The organism is Streptomyces sp. NPDC029014 (assembly GCF_055564695.1).
The window spans coordinates 1-17447 of sequence record NZ_JBVHVT010000014.1; the positions used below are offsets into that span (position 1 = coordinate 1).

The 17447-nt window shown below is 74.9% G+C and carries 13 protein-coding genes; 4 read left to right on the forward strand and 9 right to left on the reverse strand.

Going from position 1 to position 17447, the window contains the following annotated elements; all coding sequences use genetic code 11:
- Nucleotides 1–109: 109 nt before the first annotated feature.
- The 5 genes from ACZ4VL_RS10005 to ACZ4VL_RS10025 all read right to left on the reverse strand — a co-directional run bounded on the left by ACZ4VL_RS10005 (nucleotide 110) and on the right by ACZ4VL_RS10025 (nucleotide 3854).
- Nucleotides 110–769, reverse strand: coding sequence for a DUF305 domain-containing protein (locus tag ACZ4VL_RS10005; RefSeq protein WP_468197957.1), 660 nt, complete (start codon nucleotides 767–769; stop codon nucleotides 110–112).
- 151 nt (nucleotides 770–920) lie between these two features.
- Nucleotides 921–1361: a DUF6153 family protein gene (locus tag ACZ4VL_RS10010; RefSeq protein ID WP_468197960.1), complete on the reverse strand. Its 441-nt coding sequence runs from the start codon at nucleotides 1359–1361 to the stop codon at nucleotides 921–923.
- A 175-nt stretch (nucleotides 1362–1536) separates the two neighbouring features.
- Nucleotides 1537–2646 carry a mechanosensitive ion channel family protein gene (locus ACZ4VL_RS10015; protein ID WP_468197961.1) on the reverse strand — a complete coding sequence of 370 codons (1110 nt, stop codon included), beginning with the start codon at nucleotides 2644–2646 and terminating at the stop codon, nucleotides 1537–1539.
- Nucleotides 2647–2919: 273 nt separating this feature from the next.
- A complete protein-coding gene (locus ACZ4VL_RS10020) occupies nucleotides 2920–3231 on the reverse strand; it encodes an ABC transporter permease (RefSeq protein ID WP_468197962.1) in 312 nt (103 codons plus the stop codon).
- Nucleotides 3232–3428: 197 nt separating this feature from the next.
- The gene (locus tag ACZ4VL_RS10025) at nucleotides 3429–3854 is read right to left on the reverse strand and encodes a nuclear transport factor 2 family protein (protein ID WP_468197965.1); all 426 of its coding nucleotides are present in this window, start codon (nucleotides 3852–3854) and stop codon (nucleotides 3429–3431) included.
- A gap of 144 nt (nucleotides 3855–3998) precedes the next feature.
- Here ACZ4VL_RS10025 and ACZ4VL_RS10030 point away from each other — a divergent pair, with 144 nt between their 5' ends.
- The 4 genes from ACZ4VL_RS10030 to ACZ4VL_RS10045 all read left to right on the forward strand — a co-directional run bounded on the left by ACZ4VL_RS10030 (nucleotide 3999) and on the right by ACZ4VL_RS10045 (nucleotide 6915).
- Entirely contained in the window at nucleotides 3999–4574 is a 576-nt protein-coding gene (locus tag ACZ4VL_RS10030; RefSeq protein ID WP_468197967.1) for a PadR family transcriptional regulator, read from the forward strand.
- The gene (locus tag ACZ4VL_RS10035) at nucleotides 4555–5364 is read left to right on the forward strand and encodes an SGNH/GDSL hydrolase family protein (RefSeq protein ID WP_468197969.1); all 810 of its coding nucleotides are present in this window, start codon (nucleotides 4555–4557) and stop codon (nucleotides 5362–5364) included. The genes ACZ4VL_RS10030 and ACZ4VL_RS10035 overlap by 20 nt, the downstream gene beginning before the upstream one ends.
- Nucleotides 5365–5458: 94 nt before the next feature.
- Entirely contained in the window at nucleotides 5459–6055 is a 597-nt protein-coding gene (locus ACZ4VL_RS10040) for a dihydrofolate reductase family protein (RefSeq protein WP_468197971.1), read from the forward strand.
- Between the two features lie 128 nt (nucleotides 6056–6183).
- Entirely contained in the window at nucleotides 6184–6915 is a 732-nt protein-coding gene (locus ACZ4VL_RS10045) for a DUF7873 family protein (RefSeq protein WP_468197973.1), read from the forward strand.
- A gap of 433 nt (nucleotides 6916–7348) precedes the next feature.
- Here ACZ4VL_RS10045 and ACZ4VL_RS10050 read toward each other — a convergent pair whose 3' ends face one another.
- From ACZ4VL_RS10050 to ACZ4VL_RS10065, 4 genes are all read right to left on the reverse strand, one after another.
- Nucleotides 7349–7522, reverse strand: coding sequence for a hypothetical protein (locus ACZ4VL_RS10050; protein ID WP_385805812.1), 174 nt, complete (start codon nucleotides 7520–7522; stop codon nucleotides 7349–7351).
- 112 nt (nucleotides 7523–7634) lie between these two features.
- The gene (locus ACZ4VL_RS10055; RefSeq protein ID WP_468197977.1) at nucleotides 7635–9431 is read right to left on the reverse strand and encodes an acyl-CoA dehydrogenase family protein; all 1797 of its coding nucleotides are present in this window, start codon (nucleotides 9429–9431) and stop codon (nucleotides 7635–7637) included.
- Complete coding sequence (locus ACZ4VL_RS10060) at nucleotides 9428–15472, reverse strand: type I polyketide synthase (protein ID WP_468197979.1); 6045 nt, start codon at nucleotides 15470–15472, stop codon at nucleotides 9428–9430. Before ACZ4VL_RS10060 ends, ACZ4VL_RS10055 begins: the two co-directional genes overlap by 4 nt.
- On the reverse strand, nucleotides 15473–17287 hold the full coding sequence (locus tag ACZ4VL_RS10065; RefSeq protein WP_468197982.1) for a methyltransferase: 1815 nt from the start codon (nucleotides 17285–17287) through the stop codon (nucleotides 15473–15475).
- Between the last annotated feature and the right edge of the window lie 160 nt (nucleotides 17288–17447).

Genomic DNA, 17447 nt, shown 5'->3' on the forward strand with positions numbered 1-17447 from the left:
CCCCCCACCCCCCCCCCCCCCCCCCCCCCCCCCCCCCCCCCCCCCCCCCCCCCCCCCCCCCCCCCCCCCCCCCCCCCCCCCCCCCCCCCCCCCCCGCCGCGGGGTCGGGTCAGCTCCGGCCGAGGAGCTTGTTCATCTGGCCGATCTCGGCGGACTGGGAGGCGATGATCGCCTCGGCCATGGTCCTGGCCGCCCGGAAGGAGCCCGTGGTCTGCTCCGTCCTGGCCATGGCCACCGCGCCCTCGTGGTGCTTGACCATCAGGTCCATGAAGGCGGTGTCGAAGGCCTTGCCGGAGGCGTTCTTCAACCGGTCCATCTCCTGGGCGCTCATCATGCCGGCCGTGCCGTGCGCGGAGTGGTCCGTGGCGCCCTCGGCGGGCACCGGCTCGCCCCAGGAGGACAGCCACCCGGACAGGGTCCTGATCTCGGGGTCCTGCGCCTTCCTGATGTCCGCCGCGAGCTTCTTCACCTCGGCGTTCTCGGCGCGGGTGGCGGCCAGGTCGGCCATCTCGACCGCCTGCCGGTGGTGGGGGATCATCCCCTTGGCGAAGGCGACGTCCGCGGCGTTGTGCTGCCCCTGCGCGTCCGGCGCGGCGGCCGGGGCGGACGGGGCGGCGGCGCCGTCGTGCCCGCCGTGGGCGGAGCTGCTGCTGCTGCCGCTGCTGCTGTCGGCGCCGTTGCCGCCGCAGGCCGCGAGGACGAGGACGGCCGCCGCGGACGCGACGACGGCGGTGGCGGTACGGCGGACGAGGGAACGCTTGCTGCTCATGGTGGTGCGACTCCTTGGTGCGGCGCAGCCCGGTACGGCGTACGTCGGCGTGTACGAGCACGCGGGGCACGCGGTACGGGGCCTGCGCGAGGAACGGATGAAGAGGTACCGGCGGCACGGCACCGCCCGAAGGCGGGCCGCGCGGGCCGCTCTAGATCCGCAGGAGCTGCAACTCGGCCAGGTCCGGCGGTGCCCGGCCGGTCACCGCGGAGGCCGGCACCGCACCGGGACGCACCGGCGCCGGACCCGCGCCCAGCAGGGCGGCGGTCAGCGCCGGAGGCGCGTACGCGGAGCCGATGCCGGCCGCCGCGCAGGTCGCGTCGGCGTGGCCCAAGTGGCCGGATCCGCCCTCGGTGTGCGAGCAGACCCTGTCCTCGTCCCGGTACTGGTCCGCGGCCGCCGCCGGGGTCGCACGGTCGGGGGCCATCGCGTGCCCGGAGTGGGACGCCTGCGCGGCACCGGCCGGACGGGCGGCGGCGGGGCTGGGCGACAGGGCGTGCATCCCGAGGACGCCGGCCAGCAGCACCAGTACCAGCAGCACGAAGCCGCGCCCGACGGGGCGCCGGCTCGTCGGCTGCGCGGCAGAGGTCATGCGCCCATCGTACGGAGGCCGTGACGGTACGGGCGCAGCAGGAGGGGGGGGGGGGGGGGGGGGGGGGGGGGGGGCGGGGGGCGGGGGGGGGGGCCCCGCCCCCCCCCCCCCCCCCCCCCCCCCCCCCCCCCCCCCCCCCTCGCCCGGACCCCGGCCCGCTGCCGGGCCGCGCGGTCTAGCGGCCGGTGTCCGTCAGTACGGACGGGGACGTGCCGCGCTGGTGGGGGACGGCCGCACCGAACGCCGCCGGTGTCGGGCCCTCGCCGTGGAAGGCGACCGTGCGGGTGGGTGCGGGGATGGAGATCCCCTCCTCCCGGAACCGCCGGTGCAGCCGCTTCACGAACTCGTGCTTGATCCGGTACTGGTCGCTGAACTCGCCGACGCCGAGGATCACCGTGAAGTTGACCCGGGAGTCCGCGAAGGTGTGGAAGCGGACGAGGCCCTCGTGCTCGGGGACGGCGCCGTTGATCTCGGCCATCACCCCGTCGACCACCTCCAGCGTGACCTTCTCCACGTGCTCCAGGTCGCTCTCGTACCCCACTCCCACCTGCACCGTGATGGTCAGCTGCTGCTCGGGCTGCGTGAAGTTGATCATGTTCGTCTTCGCGAGCCGCGCGTTCGGGATGATCACGAGGTTCTTCGACAGGTTGCGGACCACGGTGTTGCGCCAGTTGATGTCGACCACGTACCCCTCCTCCCCGCTGCTGAGGCGGATGTACTCGCCGGGCTGCACCGTCTTCGAGGCGAGGATGTGCACGCCCGCGAACAGGTTCGCGAGGGTGTCCTGGAGCGCCAGGGCGACCGCGAGGCCGCCCACGCCGAGGGCGGTGAGGAGCGGTGCGATGGACACGCCCATCGTCTGGAGGGCGACGAGGAAGCCCATCGCGAGCACCACGATCCGGGTGATGTTCACGAAGATCGAGGCCGATCCGGCCACCCCGGTCCGCGACTGCGCCACGGACTGGACGAGGCCCGCGATGACCCGGGCCACGCTGAGCGTGGCGATGAGCACCAGCAGCGCCGTCAGGCTCTGGTTGAGCAGCCCCGAGACCCTGGTGGTGAGGGGCAGCATGCTGCCGGCGACCGCGGCGCCGGCGATGAGCGCCGCGCCCGGGGCGACGGGGCGCAGGGCGTCGACGATGATGTCGTCGCCCGCCCACCGCGTCCGCTCGGCGTGCTTGGCCAGTCGCTTGAGGACGGCACGCAGGAGGAGGGCGGCCAGGGCGCCCGCGGCGAGTGAGATGCCGGCCGCGAGCCAGTCGTGCAGGACGAGGTCCCGGTTCAACGGACGCCCTCCGTGGCCTGCCGGGCCGGGGGAGCGGCGACGGGTGCTGCCGGCCGTCGTATGGAGTGTGTCGTCACCTTGCCACCTGTCAGTTTGTCGTGCGTGGAGGCCCGTTCGGGCGTACGCGTGTACGCAACCGGAACGGATGGCCATCCTGCCGCATGATGGTGACGGTGCATCGACCGGGCCGGTCGGTCGCCGACTTCCGCGCCCCGCGGCCCGATCGGCGGCCTCCGTAAGACTCGTGGAGGCGCGCAAGCGGACGGCGCCGCCCTACCTCGGGGCGTGCGCGCCCACCGGGTGCGCCCGCCGCCACTCGGTCCGGGCGCCGACCGCGCACAGCACGGTGACGAGGGCGGTGACGCCCACGATCACCCACTCCAGCGCCCCGCTCCCGGCGTCCGGCTCGACATCGAAGAGCAGCTCGATCCAGTCCGGCCGGATCAGGGTGGCCAGGAAGAGCAGGGCGGCGAGACCGCCGAGGACGACCTCCGTCCAGAACCGCGGACGGACCCGGCCGCCCCCACCGCTCCCGTCGTGCCGCGCCCCGCCGCGGGGCGCGTGGTGGAAGGCGTGGAAGGCCATGGCGCAGCCTCCCCCTCTCTCGGCCCCCCGCCGCGGGTACTGCCTACTGTCGCGTCCGACGTGTTGGACGCGTCCGACGCATCCAAGTCTCCGCGCCCCCGTGTCGCGGGGCAACCGGCAGCTCCGCGGGCTTGGTTGCGGCGTTCAACCGGTGGCGGCGGCCGGCCGCCGGAGCGCGCCGGACGGCCGCCGTCGGCTCATGCCGAGCCCGGGACCAGGCCGTCCGCGACCAGCCCGGCGAGCACCGCCTCGCCCAGGGTGTGCACGGCCGACTGCGGCCGGACCATGACGGTGAACTCCTTGATCCGGCCGTCCTCGGCGAAGTGCAGCAGGTCGATGCCGTGGATCTCGCGGCCGTTCACGGTCGCACGGAAGAGCAGCACCGCGGACGGGGCCCCGGCGCCGTCGGTGCTGGTCTCGGAGGCGCCGTCGAAGCGGCCGACGTAGCGGAAGTCCTCGAAGGTCCGCAGCAGCACCCCGAGGAGCCCCAGCACCATCGGCCGGCCCTCGAAGGGCGTGAACTTCACCGGGCTGAACAGGCGGACGTCCTCGGTGAACAGCTCCTCCACGGCGGCGAGGTCGCGGTCGTCGACGGCGGTGCGGAAGCGATCGGCTGCGTTCATGGCTCCTCCAGCTCCTCGGTACTCGGGTCCCGGTCCTGGCCCGGCCCCGGATACTCAGAAATATGAGTAATCAGATTCATGACTAGTATCATGGCGGGCGCGGCCCTGCCCAGAGGGCGGCACCGAGGAGACGGGAGGCGGCCCATGGCCTTGCGCCACGCCGTGCTGGCGGCGCTGCTCGACGCGGAACTGAGCGGCTACCAGCTGGCCAAGTCCTTCAGCGTCGGCGTCGCGAACTTCTGGCACGCCCTGCCCCAGCAGCTCTACGCCGAGCTGGCCCGGCTGGAGAAGGAAGGCCTGGTCGCCGGGCGGGAAGTGGTCCAGGACACCCGCCCGAACAAGCGCCTGTTCACGGTCACCGGTGCGGGGCTCGCCGAGCTGGAGCGGTTCACCGAGGCCGCCGCCAAGCCCTCCTTCATGCGCGACGACCTCGTGGTCAAGGTCCACGCCGCCGACCACGTCGACGCCGGGGCGCTCCTGGACCAGCTCGCCGAACGTGCGGGGATCGCCCGTGCCAAGACCGCCCTCTTCGGGCAGCTGCTGGCGAAGATGCGCGGGGACCGCAGCGAGGAGGAGTTCCTGCGCCACGGCGAGCGCGTCGGCCCGTACCTGACGTGCCTGGCCGGCATCGCCTACGAACAGGCCAACGAGCAGTGGTGCGAACGGACCGCCGCCGTCCTGGAGGAGAGGGAGGCCGCCCGTGCCCGCCGACAGCACTGACCCGCACCGCGGACAGCCGCACCGGGGACTCCCGTACGCGCGGTACGTCGCCCTCGGCGACAGCCAGACCGAAGGCCTCGGCGACGGCGACGACGCCACCGGCCTGCGCGGCTGGGCCGACCGCCTCGCCGAGGAACTGGACCGCCACCACCCCGGCCTGCAGTACGCCAACCTCGCGGTCCGCGGCCGCCTCGCCGGCCAGGTGCGGGCCGAGCAGCTCGCGCCCGCCCTCGTGCTCCGCCCCGACCTGGCCACCGTGGTCGCCGGGATGAACGACCTGCTGCGGCCGCGCTTCGACGCCGACGAGGTCGCCGGTCACCTGGAGGCCGTCTTCGCCGCGCTCACCGCCCAGGGTGCCCGGGTCGCCACCCTGACCTTCCCCGACGTCTCCCGGATCACCCCGCTCGCCCGCCCGCTCGCGGCCCGGGTCACCGCCCTCAACCACCGGATCCGCGAGGCCGCCCGCCGCCACGGCGTCACCGTCGCCGAGACCGCCCACCACCCCGTGGTCACCGATCCCCGCCTGTGGAGCCCGGACCGACTGCACGCCAGCCCGCTCGGCCATGCGCGCATCGCCGCCGCCGTCGCCCAGGCCCTCGCCCTCCCCGGCAGCGACGACTCCTGGACCCGTCCCCTGGCACCCGCACCGTCCGCGACCCGCCGGCAGAGGGCCGCCGCCGAACTCCGCTGGGCCGCCGGCTTCCTCGGGCCCTGGCTGCTGCGGCGCGCACGCGGCCGTTCCTCCGGTACCGACCGCATCGCCAAACGCCCCCGACTCCAACCGGTGTGACCGGGATCACATGCGCCGGGGCGATGATTCCGCGCCGCCGCGGGTGTCCCTATCCGTGTCACCACGGAAACCGACAGCAACAGGAGCGAGTCCCATGCGCATCGTGGTCAGCGAGTTCATCAGCCTCGACGGTGTCGTCCAGGCCCCCGGCGGCCCCGAAGAGGACCGGGACGGCGGCTTCGCCCACGGCGGCTGGACCCACCCCTTCTTCGACCCGGAGGTCGTCGGCGGCGCCTTCGCCGACGCCGTCTCCAAGGCCGACGCGCTGCTCTACGGCCGCCGCACCTGGCAGAACATGGCGGCGGCCTGGCCCGGGCGGGCCGGCGACCCGTTCGCCGACCGGCTGAACTCCCTCCCCAAGTACGTGGTGTCGGACACCCTCACGGACGCGGACCTGACCTGGGAGAACACCTCTCTCGTCGCAGGTGGCGGGGCCCTCGGCCGGATCCGTGCACTCCGCGAAGGCGCCGGCGGGGACCTGCTGGTGATGGGCAGCCCCACCCTCGTGCGCGCCCTGATCGCCGAGGGCCTGGTCGACGAACTCCGGCTCATGGTCATGCCGGTGCTCGTCGGCGGCGGCAAGTCCATCTTCCCGGCCGACGGCGGCCTGCACACCCTGGAACTGGTCTCCTCCACCACCAGCCCGGCAGGCGTCCAGGTCGTCACCTACCGCACGACCGCCGGCTCCTGAACCCGCCCCGACCCGGCCCCGTCCCCGCCGCTCCCTCCGCCTCCTCCCGGGGCGGGGGGAGGGCGCCGGGCCGCATCCGGAGAAAAAAAGACATGTGACCGGTTCCGGTGGGCTGTTAGGTTTCCCCCGTGCCGAAGTTGAATCAGATCATCGCCGTTGAAAAGGGCGTCAAGTCCAAGTCCCTCCAGGAACTGACCCAGGCCCACCACGACGTCCAGAAGCCCGCGCTGCTCGCCGGCATCGCGCGTACGTACCAGCCCAAGGACGAGGAGGGCGAGCAGCTGCCGCCCGAGTCCACGCGGGTCCAGGTCAAGGCCGAGGACGTGCTGCGCGCGACGGCGACGACCCTGACGCGGCTCTTCGACGTCACCGCGACCAAGGACTGGGCGAACCGCACGGCGGCCGCGGACGTCGTGGTCGACGGAACGGTCCTGCTGCCCCAGGTCCCGGTCCCGTACCTGCTCTTCCTCGAGAAGCAGCTCACCGACCTGCACACCTTCGTCAGGAAGCTGCCGGTGCTGGATGCTTCGGAGTCCTGGACCCTCGACCCCTCGACGGACTCCTGGAAGACCGACGCGGTCCGCACGATCCGCACCAAGAAGGTGCCGCGCAACCACGTCAAGGCGGAGGCCACGGAGAAGCACCCGGCCCAGGTCGAGGTGTACTACGAGGACATCGCGGTCGGGTACTGGACGACCGTGAAGTTCTCCGGCGCCCTTCCGGCCCGCCGGGTGAACGAGCTCCTGGACCGGGTGGAAAGGCTCCAGCAGGCCGTCAAGTTCGCCCGCGAGGAGGCCAACGGCGTCGACGTCACCGACCAGCGGGTCGGCGATGCAGTGTTCGGCTACCTGTTCGGGTAGCCTCCAGACTCCCTCCTTTTGAGCGGGGAGGGTGCGCGTGAAGCGCAAGCTGAAGCTGAAGTTGAAGCTGACCGAGGGGTAACGGTTGGGGGTTCGAATCCCTCCCCCGGCACACGAGCCGGGGTGGCCCAAGTGGTAGAGGCGCGCCCCGTAAATCTCAGATTCTCGCTCCAGTCTCAGTATTCGCCGCCGAACACCGGATCGACCGAGCGCGGACGACCATCGACGGACGGGGGTTCAAGTCCCTCCTGTGCCTCTCCCGTGGCACGGTAGTTCAAAGGTAGAACACGTCGATCTCAGAATGATCCGCGACTCTTAAACGCCGCCGGTGTGCGCAATTGGGTGGCACGCAGGAGCCCGGGAGCTGGACATACTCCCGGGCTCCGTCACGCCCACGCCCCACCGAACACCCGTGACCGCCCGCGGAATCGGCTCAGCCCGCCCGGCGGTGGACTCCCCGCTGGCCGGGGACCGTCTTCAACCGGGCAGGTTCCACGCCCGGCCCCTCCGGACCGGGGTTGCGCCGGACCGGAGCCGGCGGCGCCAGCGCGAGGAGGGCGATGCAGCCGAGGACCGCGACGAGGATGAGCACCGTGACAAGGGTCATGTTCCTGCCTTCCGCCCGATACTGATTGCCTGTCACCTGCTGATGTAACCGGAATGACGAGCGGTAAACACGAAGCGTAGTGACACTTCCGGGTCACGGGCTGCGCAGCACGTCATTCCGTCAGGTCCCGTACGTAGTCCACGCCGGCGAGCGGACCCCTCAACACCGCGGACGGCACCTCCAGCAGCTCCACCACGGCCGCCGCGTGCGGAACGAGCCGCCGGCACGTCGCGGTCAGCTCGCGGCCCAGACCCGCCGCGGCCGCGGGGGAGAGCAGCCCGGCGGCCGCGTACCAGTCGGCGTGGGGCAGTACGAACTCCAGACCCAGCAGCCGGTAGAGCAGCCCGGTCAGCGCCCCGGCCTCCGCACCGGTGTCCCGATCGGTCCCCCTTGCCCCTCCGGCCGGCTCACGGCCGGGCTCCGGCCGCCACCGCGCGGCCAGCGCCTGCAGCGTCACCCGCGCCATGTGGGCCTCTGCGAACGCCTGTGCCGCGTCGAGGTGCTCGTGCCACGCCGCGGAAGGCTCCTCCCCGGCTTCGGCCGCGCCGCGCAGGGCAGCCGCCAGCTGCTCGTACAGGGCCCGCTCCCGGGCCGCCAGCAGCAGCGGCCAGTCCGGCTCGGTCCCGTCCCCGTCCCCGGGCGCGTGACGCGGCGCGGCCGGTGGCTCGTACGCGTCCCCCGTCACCATGTGCCATGCGGCGTCGAGCAGCATCAACTGGTTGTCGCCGCCCGCCGCACGGAACGCGGTCGTGAGCGCCTGGTACTCGATCAGCCGGTTCTCCGAGAAGAACCCGGCAGCCCCGCAGGCGGCCCGGCAGCGGTCCACCGCCTCGTCGGTCAGCCGGTCCACCGCCACCTTCACCTGCGCCAGTTCGCCCATCACCGCCGGGGGCAGCCCCCGGCCCCGGCCGCCGCCCGGCGGTATCCGCCAGCTCACCTCCGTGACCTGCCGGGCCACCACTGTCGCCGCCAGGGCCCGCGCGGCCGCCCCGAACAGCAGCCGCTGCTGGTTGGGCCGGTGCAGGGCGTACTCCACGGAACCCCAGCGGTCCACCGTGCGCCGGCGCCCGGCGTGCGGCAGCGCGACGGCGACGGCCGCCCGGGCCACCGCCGCCAGCCCCGCCGTGACCGCACCCCACGCGAAGCGGCTCCAGCCGGTGCTGCGGGCCGTCCGGAGCCGGGGATCGCCCAGCGGATCGTGGAACTCCCCGGCCGCGGACACGGCCGCCCCGTCGGCGAGCCAGCGGTGGTACGGCACGCGCACCCCGTCGAACCGCACGGCCGCGTAGTCCAGCGGGAGCAACGAGGTCCGCGGCCTGGGCGTGATCGTGATGCCGGCGGCCGGACCGCCGTCACCGCTGCGCAGGGGCACGAGGAACAGGTGGGTGCCGTGGTCGGTGCCCGACACCAGCAGCCGCGCACTGACCACCGCGAGCCGGGGCAGCCCCGGCATGCCCACGTTGGGCGGGTACTTGGCCGCCGCCGCATCGGGCGAGGTCAGCACGAACTCGCGCGCCGCCGGATCGTACACGGCCTCGGTGCGGATGGCGGCACTGCTGCTGCCCAGTCCCACCTCGGTGTTCATGGCCGCTCCGACCGACCGCCCGGAGGCCAGCTCCGCCACGTCCCCGGCCGAGGCCCCGAAGTCGAGAGCGGGCCCGATCGTCATGCACTGGTGCAGGAACAGGACGTGGAACAGCGCCGGATCGGCCATGGCCGTCAACTCCAGCAGTGAACGCAGCCGTTCCTGCTCCACCGGCCCACCGGCGAGCAGCGGCACCGGCGAGCCGATCCGGTCGTGGAGGTGGCGCAGCCGCTCGTACGTGCCGACCCACGGCTGAGCCGATCGCGGGGTGCAGTCGTCGAAGACCGGGTCCTCGAACAGCTGCGGGAGGTCGGGGTCGATCACCGTGCGGTCTCCTGCTTCTCCTCGGTGCGGTCATGGTCCCGGTACTGGTCCGCGGGGGCGGCGCCCGCCGCGGCGTACGCGTACCGGCCGTGCTCCCAGGCGTCGATCGCGGCCGCGATCTCCCCGGCGTGGTTCTCCATCATCGTGAAGTGGTCCCCGGACACCCGGCGCACCGTGTGCGGCAGCCGCCAGGCGACGGGTCGGCCGATCGGCTCCCGGGCGCGGAGCAGGAGGACGGGCGCGGGCCCGTCGAGCGCCTCGGGCCGCCAGCCGCGCAGGATCCGCAGGTAGCCGCCCGTGGCGGTGAGCCGGTTCGTGCCGATCTCCCCGTTCCCGTCCGTGGCGCGGTGACGGCGCTCGGCCTCGGCGAGGAGCAGCGTCAGGTCGTCGGACGGCGCGGTCCCCTCGTGCCAGGGGGTGTCGATCAACACGATCCCGGCGACCCGGCCGCCCCGCCGGGCGAGTTGCGCGGCGACCGCCCATGCGATCCACCCGCCGGACGAGTGCCCGCACAGCAGCACGGGCCCGTCGTCCGCGCGCTGCGCGAGCGCCCCGAGATGGACGTCCACCAGCGCCCCGAGGTCGGCGGGCAGCGCCTCGCCCGGGCCGAACCCGGGCTGTGGCAGCGCCAGTACGCTGCGCCGCCCCGCGAACTCGGCGGCCAGCCGGGTGTATTCGTGCGGTCCTCCCGTCGGCACCAGTGACGGCAGGCACACCAACGCGGGCGCGGGGCCACTGCCGTCACCGTCGACGGCGAGCCGTACGGGCCGCTGCACCCGGGCGGGCGCGTCCGCCGAGGTGAAGGACGGCCGCAGCAGGGAAGCGGTCCCCAGCAGGTCCAGGGCCACCGCACCGCGGCCGTCCGCCGACGCCTGACGGAACAGTTCCGACAGCCCGTCGGGGAGCGGGAGCGAACCGCCGGGGACCCGGTCCGGGTGCGGGGCCCGGACCCGGTCGGCTGCCGGGGTCCGCCGCGGGTCGCCGGTGGCTGCCACCGCGGCCTTACCGGACGCCGGTACGGCGTCCTCCGGCGGGGTGGACCGGTCGAGTCTGTCCCACAGGTGGCCGGCGAGCCCGCGCGCGGTCGGGTGGTCGAAGACCACGGTCGAGGGCAGGGCCAGGTCCAGGGCGCGGGAGAGCCTTCCCCGGAGCTCCACCGCGGCCATCGAGCCGGCGCCGAGCTCCAGGAAGGGCCGGTCCGGGTCCACGGAGTCCGCATCGTCGTAGCCGAGCACCGCCGCCGCGGACTCCTGCACCAGGAGCAGCAGTTCGTCCGCGTCGAGCGGCTCGGCCGCCACCTCGTCCGGCGGCGCGGCCCCGGACCTGTCGCCGGCCCCGGCCGGACGTGGCGCGGGCCGGACGGAGAGCCAGTACCGCCGCCGTTGGAAGGGGGCGGTCGGCAGCACCTCGGCCGGGACCGGCAGGGACCCCGCGGACGCGGCCGCCCAGTCGACCCCGACGCCCTGCACCCAGGCCTCGGCGGCCGACAGCAGCAGGCGCCGCAGGCCGCCCTCGCCGCGCCGCAGGCTGCCCGTGGCCAGGGCGGGCACGCCCACCTGCTCCGCCGTCTCCTGGACCGCGTACGTGAGGACGGGGTGCGGGCTGACCTCGACGAAGGTCCGGAAGCCCGCCTCCAGCAGCGTGGCCACGGCGGGCGCGAAGGCCACCGGGTTGCGCAGGTTGCGGTACCAGTACTCCGACGTCAGCTCCTGCCCGGTGAGCCAGGACCCGTCGACGGTGGACAGGAACGGTGTCGACACCGCATCCGGCAGGGTCCCGGCCAGGTCCTCGGCCAGTACGGCCTCCAGGGGCTCCACGGCCGCGCAGTGCGAGGCGTAGTCCACGGCCACCCTGCGCGCCCGCACCCCCTCCGCGGCCAGCTCCGCCAGCAGCGCGTCGACCGCACCCGGGTCCCCGGCGACCACGGACGCGCGCGCGGCGTTCTCCGCGGCGACGGACAGCTGCGGCCCGGTCCGCCCGGCCAGCCGGGCCGCCAGCTCCGGCGCGGGCAGGGACACGGCGGCCATCGCCCCGGCGGGCAGCCCCCGCACCGCGCGGACGCGCAGGGCGACGATCCGGGCGGCCTGCGGCAGCGTCAGCGCTCCCGACACGTACGCCGCGGCGATCTCGCCCTGCGAGTGGCCGAGCACCGCGTCCGGTTCGACCCCGTACGAGCGCCACAGCGCCGTCAGCGACACCATCATCGTGAACAGGGCCGTCTGCGCGACGTCGACCCGGGCCAACGGCGGGGCACCGGCGTCGCCGCGCAGCACCGCCAGGACGGACCAGTCCAGGTACGGGGCGAACGCCTCGTCGCAGGCCGCCGCGGCCTCGGCGAAGACGGGGGACTCGCGCAGCAGTTCCGCACCCATGGCCTCCCACTGGGAGCCCTGGCCCGGGAAGACGAACACCGTCCGGCCGTTCTCCCCGGCCGGCGGCACCCCCGTGACGAGGTCGGGGTTCTCCCGGCCGGCCGCCAGGTCCGCCAGCCCGGTGCGCAGCCGTGCCGCCCGGTCCGCCCCGTCCGCGACGACGACGGCACGCCGCCGGAAAGCCGGGTCGTTCGGGGCGCGGTGCACGGCCAGGGCGCTGCCCAGCCGTGCCGGATCGGCCCCACGAGCCGCCTGCCCGAGTCGGGTGGCCAGATCGCGCAGCGCGGGCCGGCCCTTCGCGGCCAGGACCCACGGCACCGCCGCTCCGGCCGCCGCCGGATCCGGTACCGGGGCCGGGGTCGCCATCGGATCGGTCGCCGCGGTGTCCTCGGCCGCCGGATCCTGCACGATCACGTGCGCATTGGTCCCGCTGATCCCGAACGCCGAGACGCCCACCGCACGCCGGCCGCCGTCCGCGGGCCGGGGCCACGGCCGGGGCGCGTCGAGCAGCCGTACGTCGCCCGCGGCCCAGTTCACGTGCGGGGTCGGCTCCTCGGCGTGCAGGGACCGCGGCATCTCTTCGTGCCGCAGCGCCAGGACGGCCTTGATGACGCCGGCGACCCCCGCCGCGGCCTGCGTGTGGCCGATGTTCGACTTGAGCGAGCCCAGCCACAGCGGCCGTTCCGCGTCCCGGCCCCGGCCGTAGGAGGACAGCAGGGCCTCCGCCTCGATGCGGTCGCCCAGCGGCGTACCCGTGCCGTGCGCCTCCATCAGGTCCACATCGGCCGGCGCGAGGCCCGCGTCGGCCAGGGCCAGCCGGACGACCTCCCGCTGGGCCGGGCCGCTCGGCGCGGACAGCCCGTTGCTGGCCCCGTCCTGGTTGACCGCCGAGCCCGTCAGCACGGCCAGGACGGGCCGTCCCGCCCGGCGGGCGTCCGACAGCCGCTCCAGTACGAGGATCCCGGAGCCCTCCGACCAGCCGGCCCCGTCCGCGGAGGCGGAGAACGCCCGGCAGCGGCCGTCCGGGGAGAGGGCGCCCTGCCGGCTGAACTCCACGAACGACGCCGGGGTCGACATCACCGTCGCCCCGCCGGCCAGCGCCAGCGAGCACTCGCCCCGCAGCAGCGCCTGCCGGGCCAGGTGCAGCGCGACCAGGGAGGAGGAGCAGGCCGTGTCGACGGTGAGCGCCGGCCCGGTCAGCCCGAGGGTATAGGCGATCCGGCCGGCCGCCACGCTGGAGGCGTTGCCCGTCACCAGCAGCCCGTCGTACAAGGTGGGGTCCTCCTGGACGCGGGGCGCGTAATCGGAGGACATCAGCCCGACGAACACCCCGGCGGGGGAGTCGCGCAGCGCGGAGGGCGCGATACCGGCCCGTTCCAGCGCCTCCCAAGCGGTCTCCATCAGCAGCCGCTGCTGCGGGTCCATGGCCAGGGCCTCGCGGGGGGACAGGCCGAAGAACTCCGCGTCGAAGTCGGCGGCGCCCTCCAGGAAGCTGCCGTGGCGCACGTACGAGGTCCCGGGCCGGCTGCGGTCGGGGTCGTGGAGGTGGTCGAGGTCCCAGCCGCGGTCCGCCGGGAAGGGGCCCACGGTCTCGTCGCCCGCGGTCAGCAGCCGCCACAGGTCCTCCGGGGAGGCGATGCCGCCGGGGAAGCGGCAGCCGATGCCGACCACGGCCACCGCTTCCGCGTCCGCATCCCCTTCCGTGTCCGGGCCCCGGCCCCCGCCCGGGGCGGGGGCCGCCGCGGGCGACCCGGAGGAGCCTCCCGCCGCCCCGGTCGCGAGGCCGACCAGGTGCCGGGCGAGGTGCCCGGGCGTGGGATGGTCGAACACGGCCGTCGTCGACAGCGCCAGCCCCGTGAGCTCCCCGAGCCCGGCCGCCAGGCGCACCGCGCCCAGCGAGTCGAGCCCGGCCGAGCGGAAGCTCACCCCCGTGTCCGCCCGCGCCAGGCGGGCACCGCCCGCTGCCGCCGCCTGCTCCCGTACCAGGGCCAGCGCCGTGTCCAGGGCGGCCCGTTCGGGAAGGCCGGCGATCCGCTGCGCCCAGGCCGGCACGGCCTCCCGCACCGGCTGCGCCAGCAGCGCCGCCAGCCGACCGCGGGCCACCTTCCGCGTGGGGGTGACGGGAACGGCGTCCACGACGACGAGTTCCAGCGGCCACTTGTACGCGGCGACACCCCGGGCCGCGAGATGCGCCCGTACGTCCTCCAGGGTGAGCCGGGCCCCGGGCCTCAACTGGGCTATCAGCACCGGGAATTCGCCGAGCCTGTCGTCGGCCCGTCCGGTGACCGCCGCGTTCTCCAGCTGCGGCAGGTCGGCGAGCAGCGCCTCGATCTCGGACGCGCTGAACTTCAGCCCGCCGACGTTGATCCGCTCCGCCTGCCGGCCGCGGTAGCCGATCGTCCCGTCCTCGTTCCGGCACGCCAGGTCGCCGGTGCGCAGCCAGCCGTCGGCGGTCAGGGCCGCTGCGGTGGCCTCCGGGTCGGCGAGGTAGCCGCGGAACAGCGACGGCCCCCGGAACTGGAGCTCCCCCGTCTCCCCGACCGGGCAGGGTGCGCCGTCCTCGGCGACGACCCGGACCCGGCCCTCGCCGACGGGCCGGCCGATGCTGTGGGCGGCGACCCCGGGCGGGTCGTCGGGGGAGGTGCTCAGACCGGCCCCGACCTCCGACATGCCCCACTGGACGACGGTCGCGGCGCCCAGGACCCGGCGCACGCCGGCCACCAGGGTCGCGGGGACGGCCGCTCCGCCCGTCCGGACCTCCCGCAGCGCGGCCGACGGTCCGGGCCCGGGCGTCTCCACCAGGTCGCGCAGCTGGGCGGGCACCGCGAACAGCACGCTCGCCCCGGTCGCGGCCGCCAGCTCCCTGAAGGCGTCGGCGTCCCAGCGGGGCAGCAGCGCCTGCCGGCCGGCGGCGATGAGGGAGAGGTGCACGGAGAACAGGCCGAACAGGTGGGTGAAGGGGCTGCCGCTGACGAGGGTGTCCTCGGCGGACGACCGGGCACCGACCGCGGTGACCGTGGCGTTGCCGAGCAGGCCGCCGTGCGTGTGGATGCAGATCTTGGGGCGGGCGGAGGTGGTGCCGGAGGACGGCATCAGCACCAGCGGCATGTCGGGGGTGACCTCGACGGGGTGCGGAGCGCGGCCGCGCCGTTCCCGTACGAGCGCCTGGTACGTGCCGGCCCCGGGCCCGCTGCCGTCGCGCGGGGCGTCGGGGCCCACCGGGACCAGGAACTCCAGCCCGGGCAGCTCCGCCCGGGCGGGCGGCTCTCCGGCGGCCGGGAACAGCAGGGCCCGCGCCGCGGTGCGCTTCAGCAGGGCGGTCACCTCACGGGTGCCGAGCGTGCTGTGCAGGGGGAGCAACACCGCGCCGACGGCGGCGATGCCCACGTGGGCCACCAGGAACTCCCAGGAGTTGGGCAGTTGGACCGCCACCACGTCACCGGGCCGGATCCCGAGGTCCTGCAGGGCCCGGGCGAACGCGTCGGAGTCCGTGCGCCAGTCCTGCCAGGACCGGGTGCCGGCAGCGTCCGCGGCGACGACGGCGGTGGCGTCGCCGCCGGCCGTGACCGCAGCCGCGAACAACTCCGGCAGGGTGGGTCCGGGGGTCGTCCAGCCGTCGGGGCCTTCCGGCTCGGGGGTGGTCAGGTAGTCGCGGGGGTGGATGGCCATTTACGCGTGCTCCGAACGGTCGGGGGTGGGCAGGGAAGCGGCGGGGGTGCGGCGGGCCCGCAGCAGGGAGCCGTCGAGCGGCAGGGGCCGGGTGTCCACGAGGTCGAAACCGGCCTCGGCGAGCAGCCCGCGGTAGTGGTCGAGGGTCCGCTCCCGGCCGCCGACGTTGCACAGCATGTGCAGGTTCCAGGCCACGGCCAGGGACTCGGCGCCGTCCGTCGGCAGGAGCCGTTCGACGACGAGCAGTTCGGCCTCCGCGGGCATCGCGTCCGCGCACCTGCGCAGGATGTCCAGGCACCGCTCGTCGTCCCAGTCGTGCAGCACCCGGGACAGGACGTAGACGTCACCGCCGCCGGGCACGGACCGGGTGAAGTCACCGGTGAGGAAGGTGCAGCGGTCCGCGACTCCGGCCCGCTCCAGCCGGGCCCGCGCCGCGGCGACCACGTGCTCCCGCTCCAGGAGCACACCGCGCAGCCGGGGCGCGGCGCCGAGGATCTGCGCCATCAGCTCGCCGTTGCCGCCGGCCACGTCCACGACCACGTCGACGCCGGGCCGGTCGACGACCGCCGGGACCGGCCCGAACATGGGGGAACTCGCCTGCATCGACCGGTCGAAGACCGTGTCCCACGGAGGGTTCTGCGCGAAGTACGGGAAGTGGTGCGCGCCGAAGTGGTGCCGGAACGCGTCCCGGCCCGTCCGCACGGCGTACAGCAGGCGGCCGAACGACTCGTAGAACGGGCCGCCGTAGATCAGGGCCAGGGGCCGCATCGAGTGCGGGGCGTCCTCGCGCAGCAGCTCGCCGAGCCCCGTCAGGGCGTAGGTGTCGCCGTCCGGTCCGTACGGGCCGACCAGCAGCCCGAGCGTCGCCAGGTAGCGCAGGAGGCGCCCGAGACCGTCGGCGTCGGCCCCGACCCGTCCGGCCAGGGCGGCCACCGTGGAGGGGCCCGCGGCATCGGCGGAGAGCGCGTCGAAGACGCCCAGTTCGGCGCCGACCGCGATGGCCTGGGTCTGCCAGGCTCCCGTCATCAGCTCCAGCAGCGCGCGTGCGGGCTCGTCCCGTACCTGCAGGCGGTGCGCCGCGAGCGCTGCTGTCCGGTGGCCCGGCATGAGCAACTCCAGCCGCCCGTACGGTGATCCGCCGGCGGCGCCGGAGCGGAAGTACAGGACGGTGACGTCCTCGTGCGGGTTGTAGCCGCCGCCGTCGGGCCGCATGCCCGCCCGCTCGACCAGCAGGTGCCGCAGCCCCGCGAAGACGACCTCGTCGGCGGAGGTGACCCGGAACGCGACGTGCGCCTCGTTGCGTTCCGCCCGCTCCCGCCGCACGAGGTGGCGCAGGCACGCGGCGGTCCCGTCCGCCGCCGTACCGCCGGCGGAGCCGGGCTCCGGGTCCAGCACGGATTCCGGGTCCGCTTCCGGCACGGGCAGGCAGAAGACCTCGATCTCGCCCAACTCCCCCTCCCCGGTGGGGGCGGCGGCGCGCACGATCGACACCTCCAGCGCCTCCGGTGCGATCCCGTAGCGGGCGCGCAGCCGGTCCCGTACGACCGTACTGGGCGTCGGTGCACCCGCCTTCAGCCCGAGCCCGGCCAGCGCGTCCACCACGTCGGCCGCGGACCGCGGGAACACGAGGACGGCCGCGTGCGCGGGCACGCACCACGCGCCGAGGGACTCCCGCTCGCCGTCGTCCAGGGCCGGCGCCAGCGTGCGCAGCATCCGGGTGACGGTCCCGGAGGAGCGTACGAGGGCAGCGGCCCCGCTGATCGCCGTCAGGTCCGCGGCATCCAGGACCGCGGCCCCGGCCTGCTGTTCCGTCATGCTCCGCCCCTCGCACGGGCGCCCCCCCTAGCGGCGCCGGATCTGCGAAACGTATGCTCCGGTGCCTGCCGGGGCGCCCAAGAACGCGAGGTGTTGTCAGGTTCGAGGCCCTGACCTCGGTGCGCACAGCGGTGTTTGACGGTTCCGGTTCCCGTGGGGA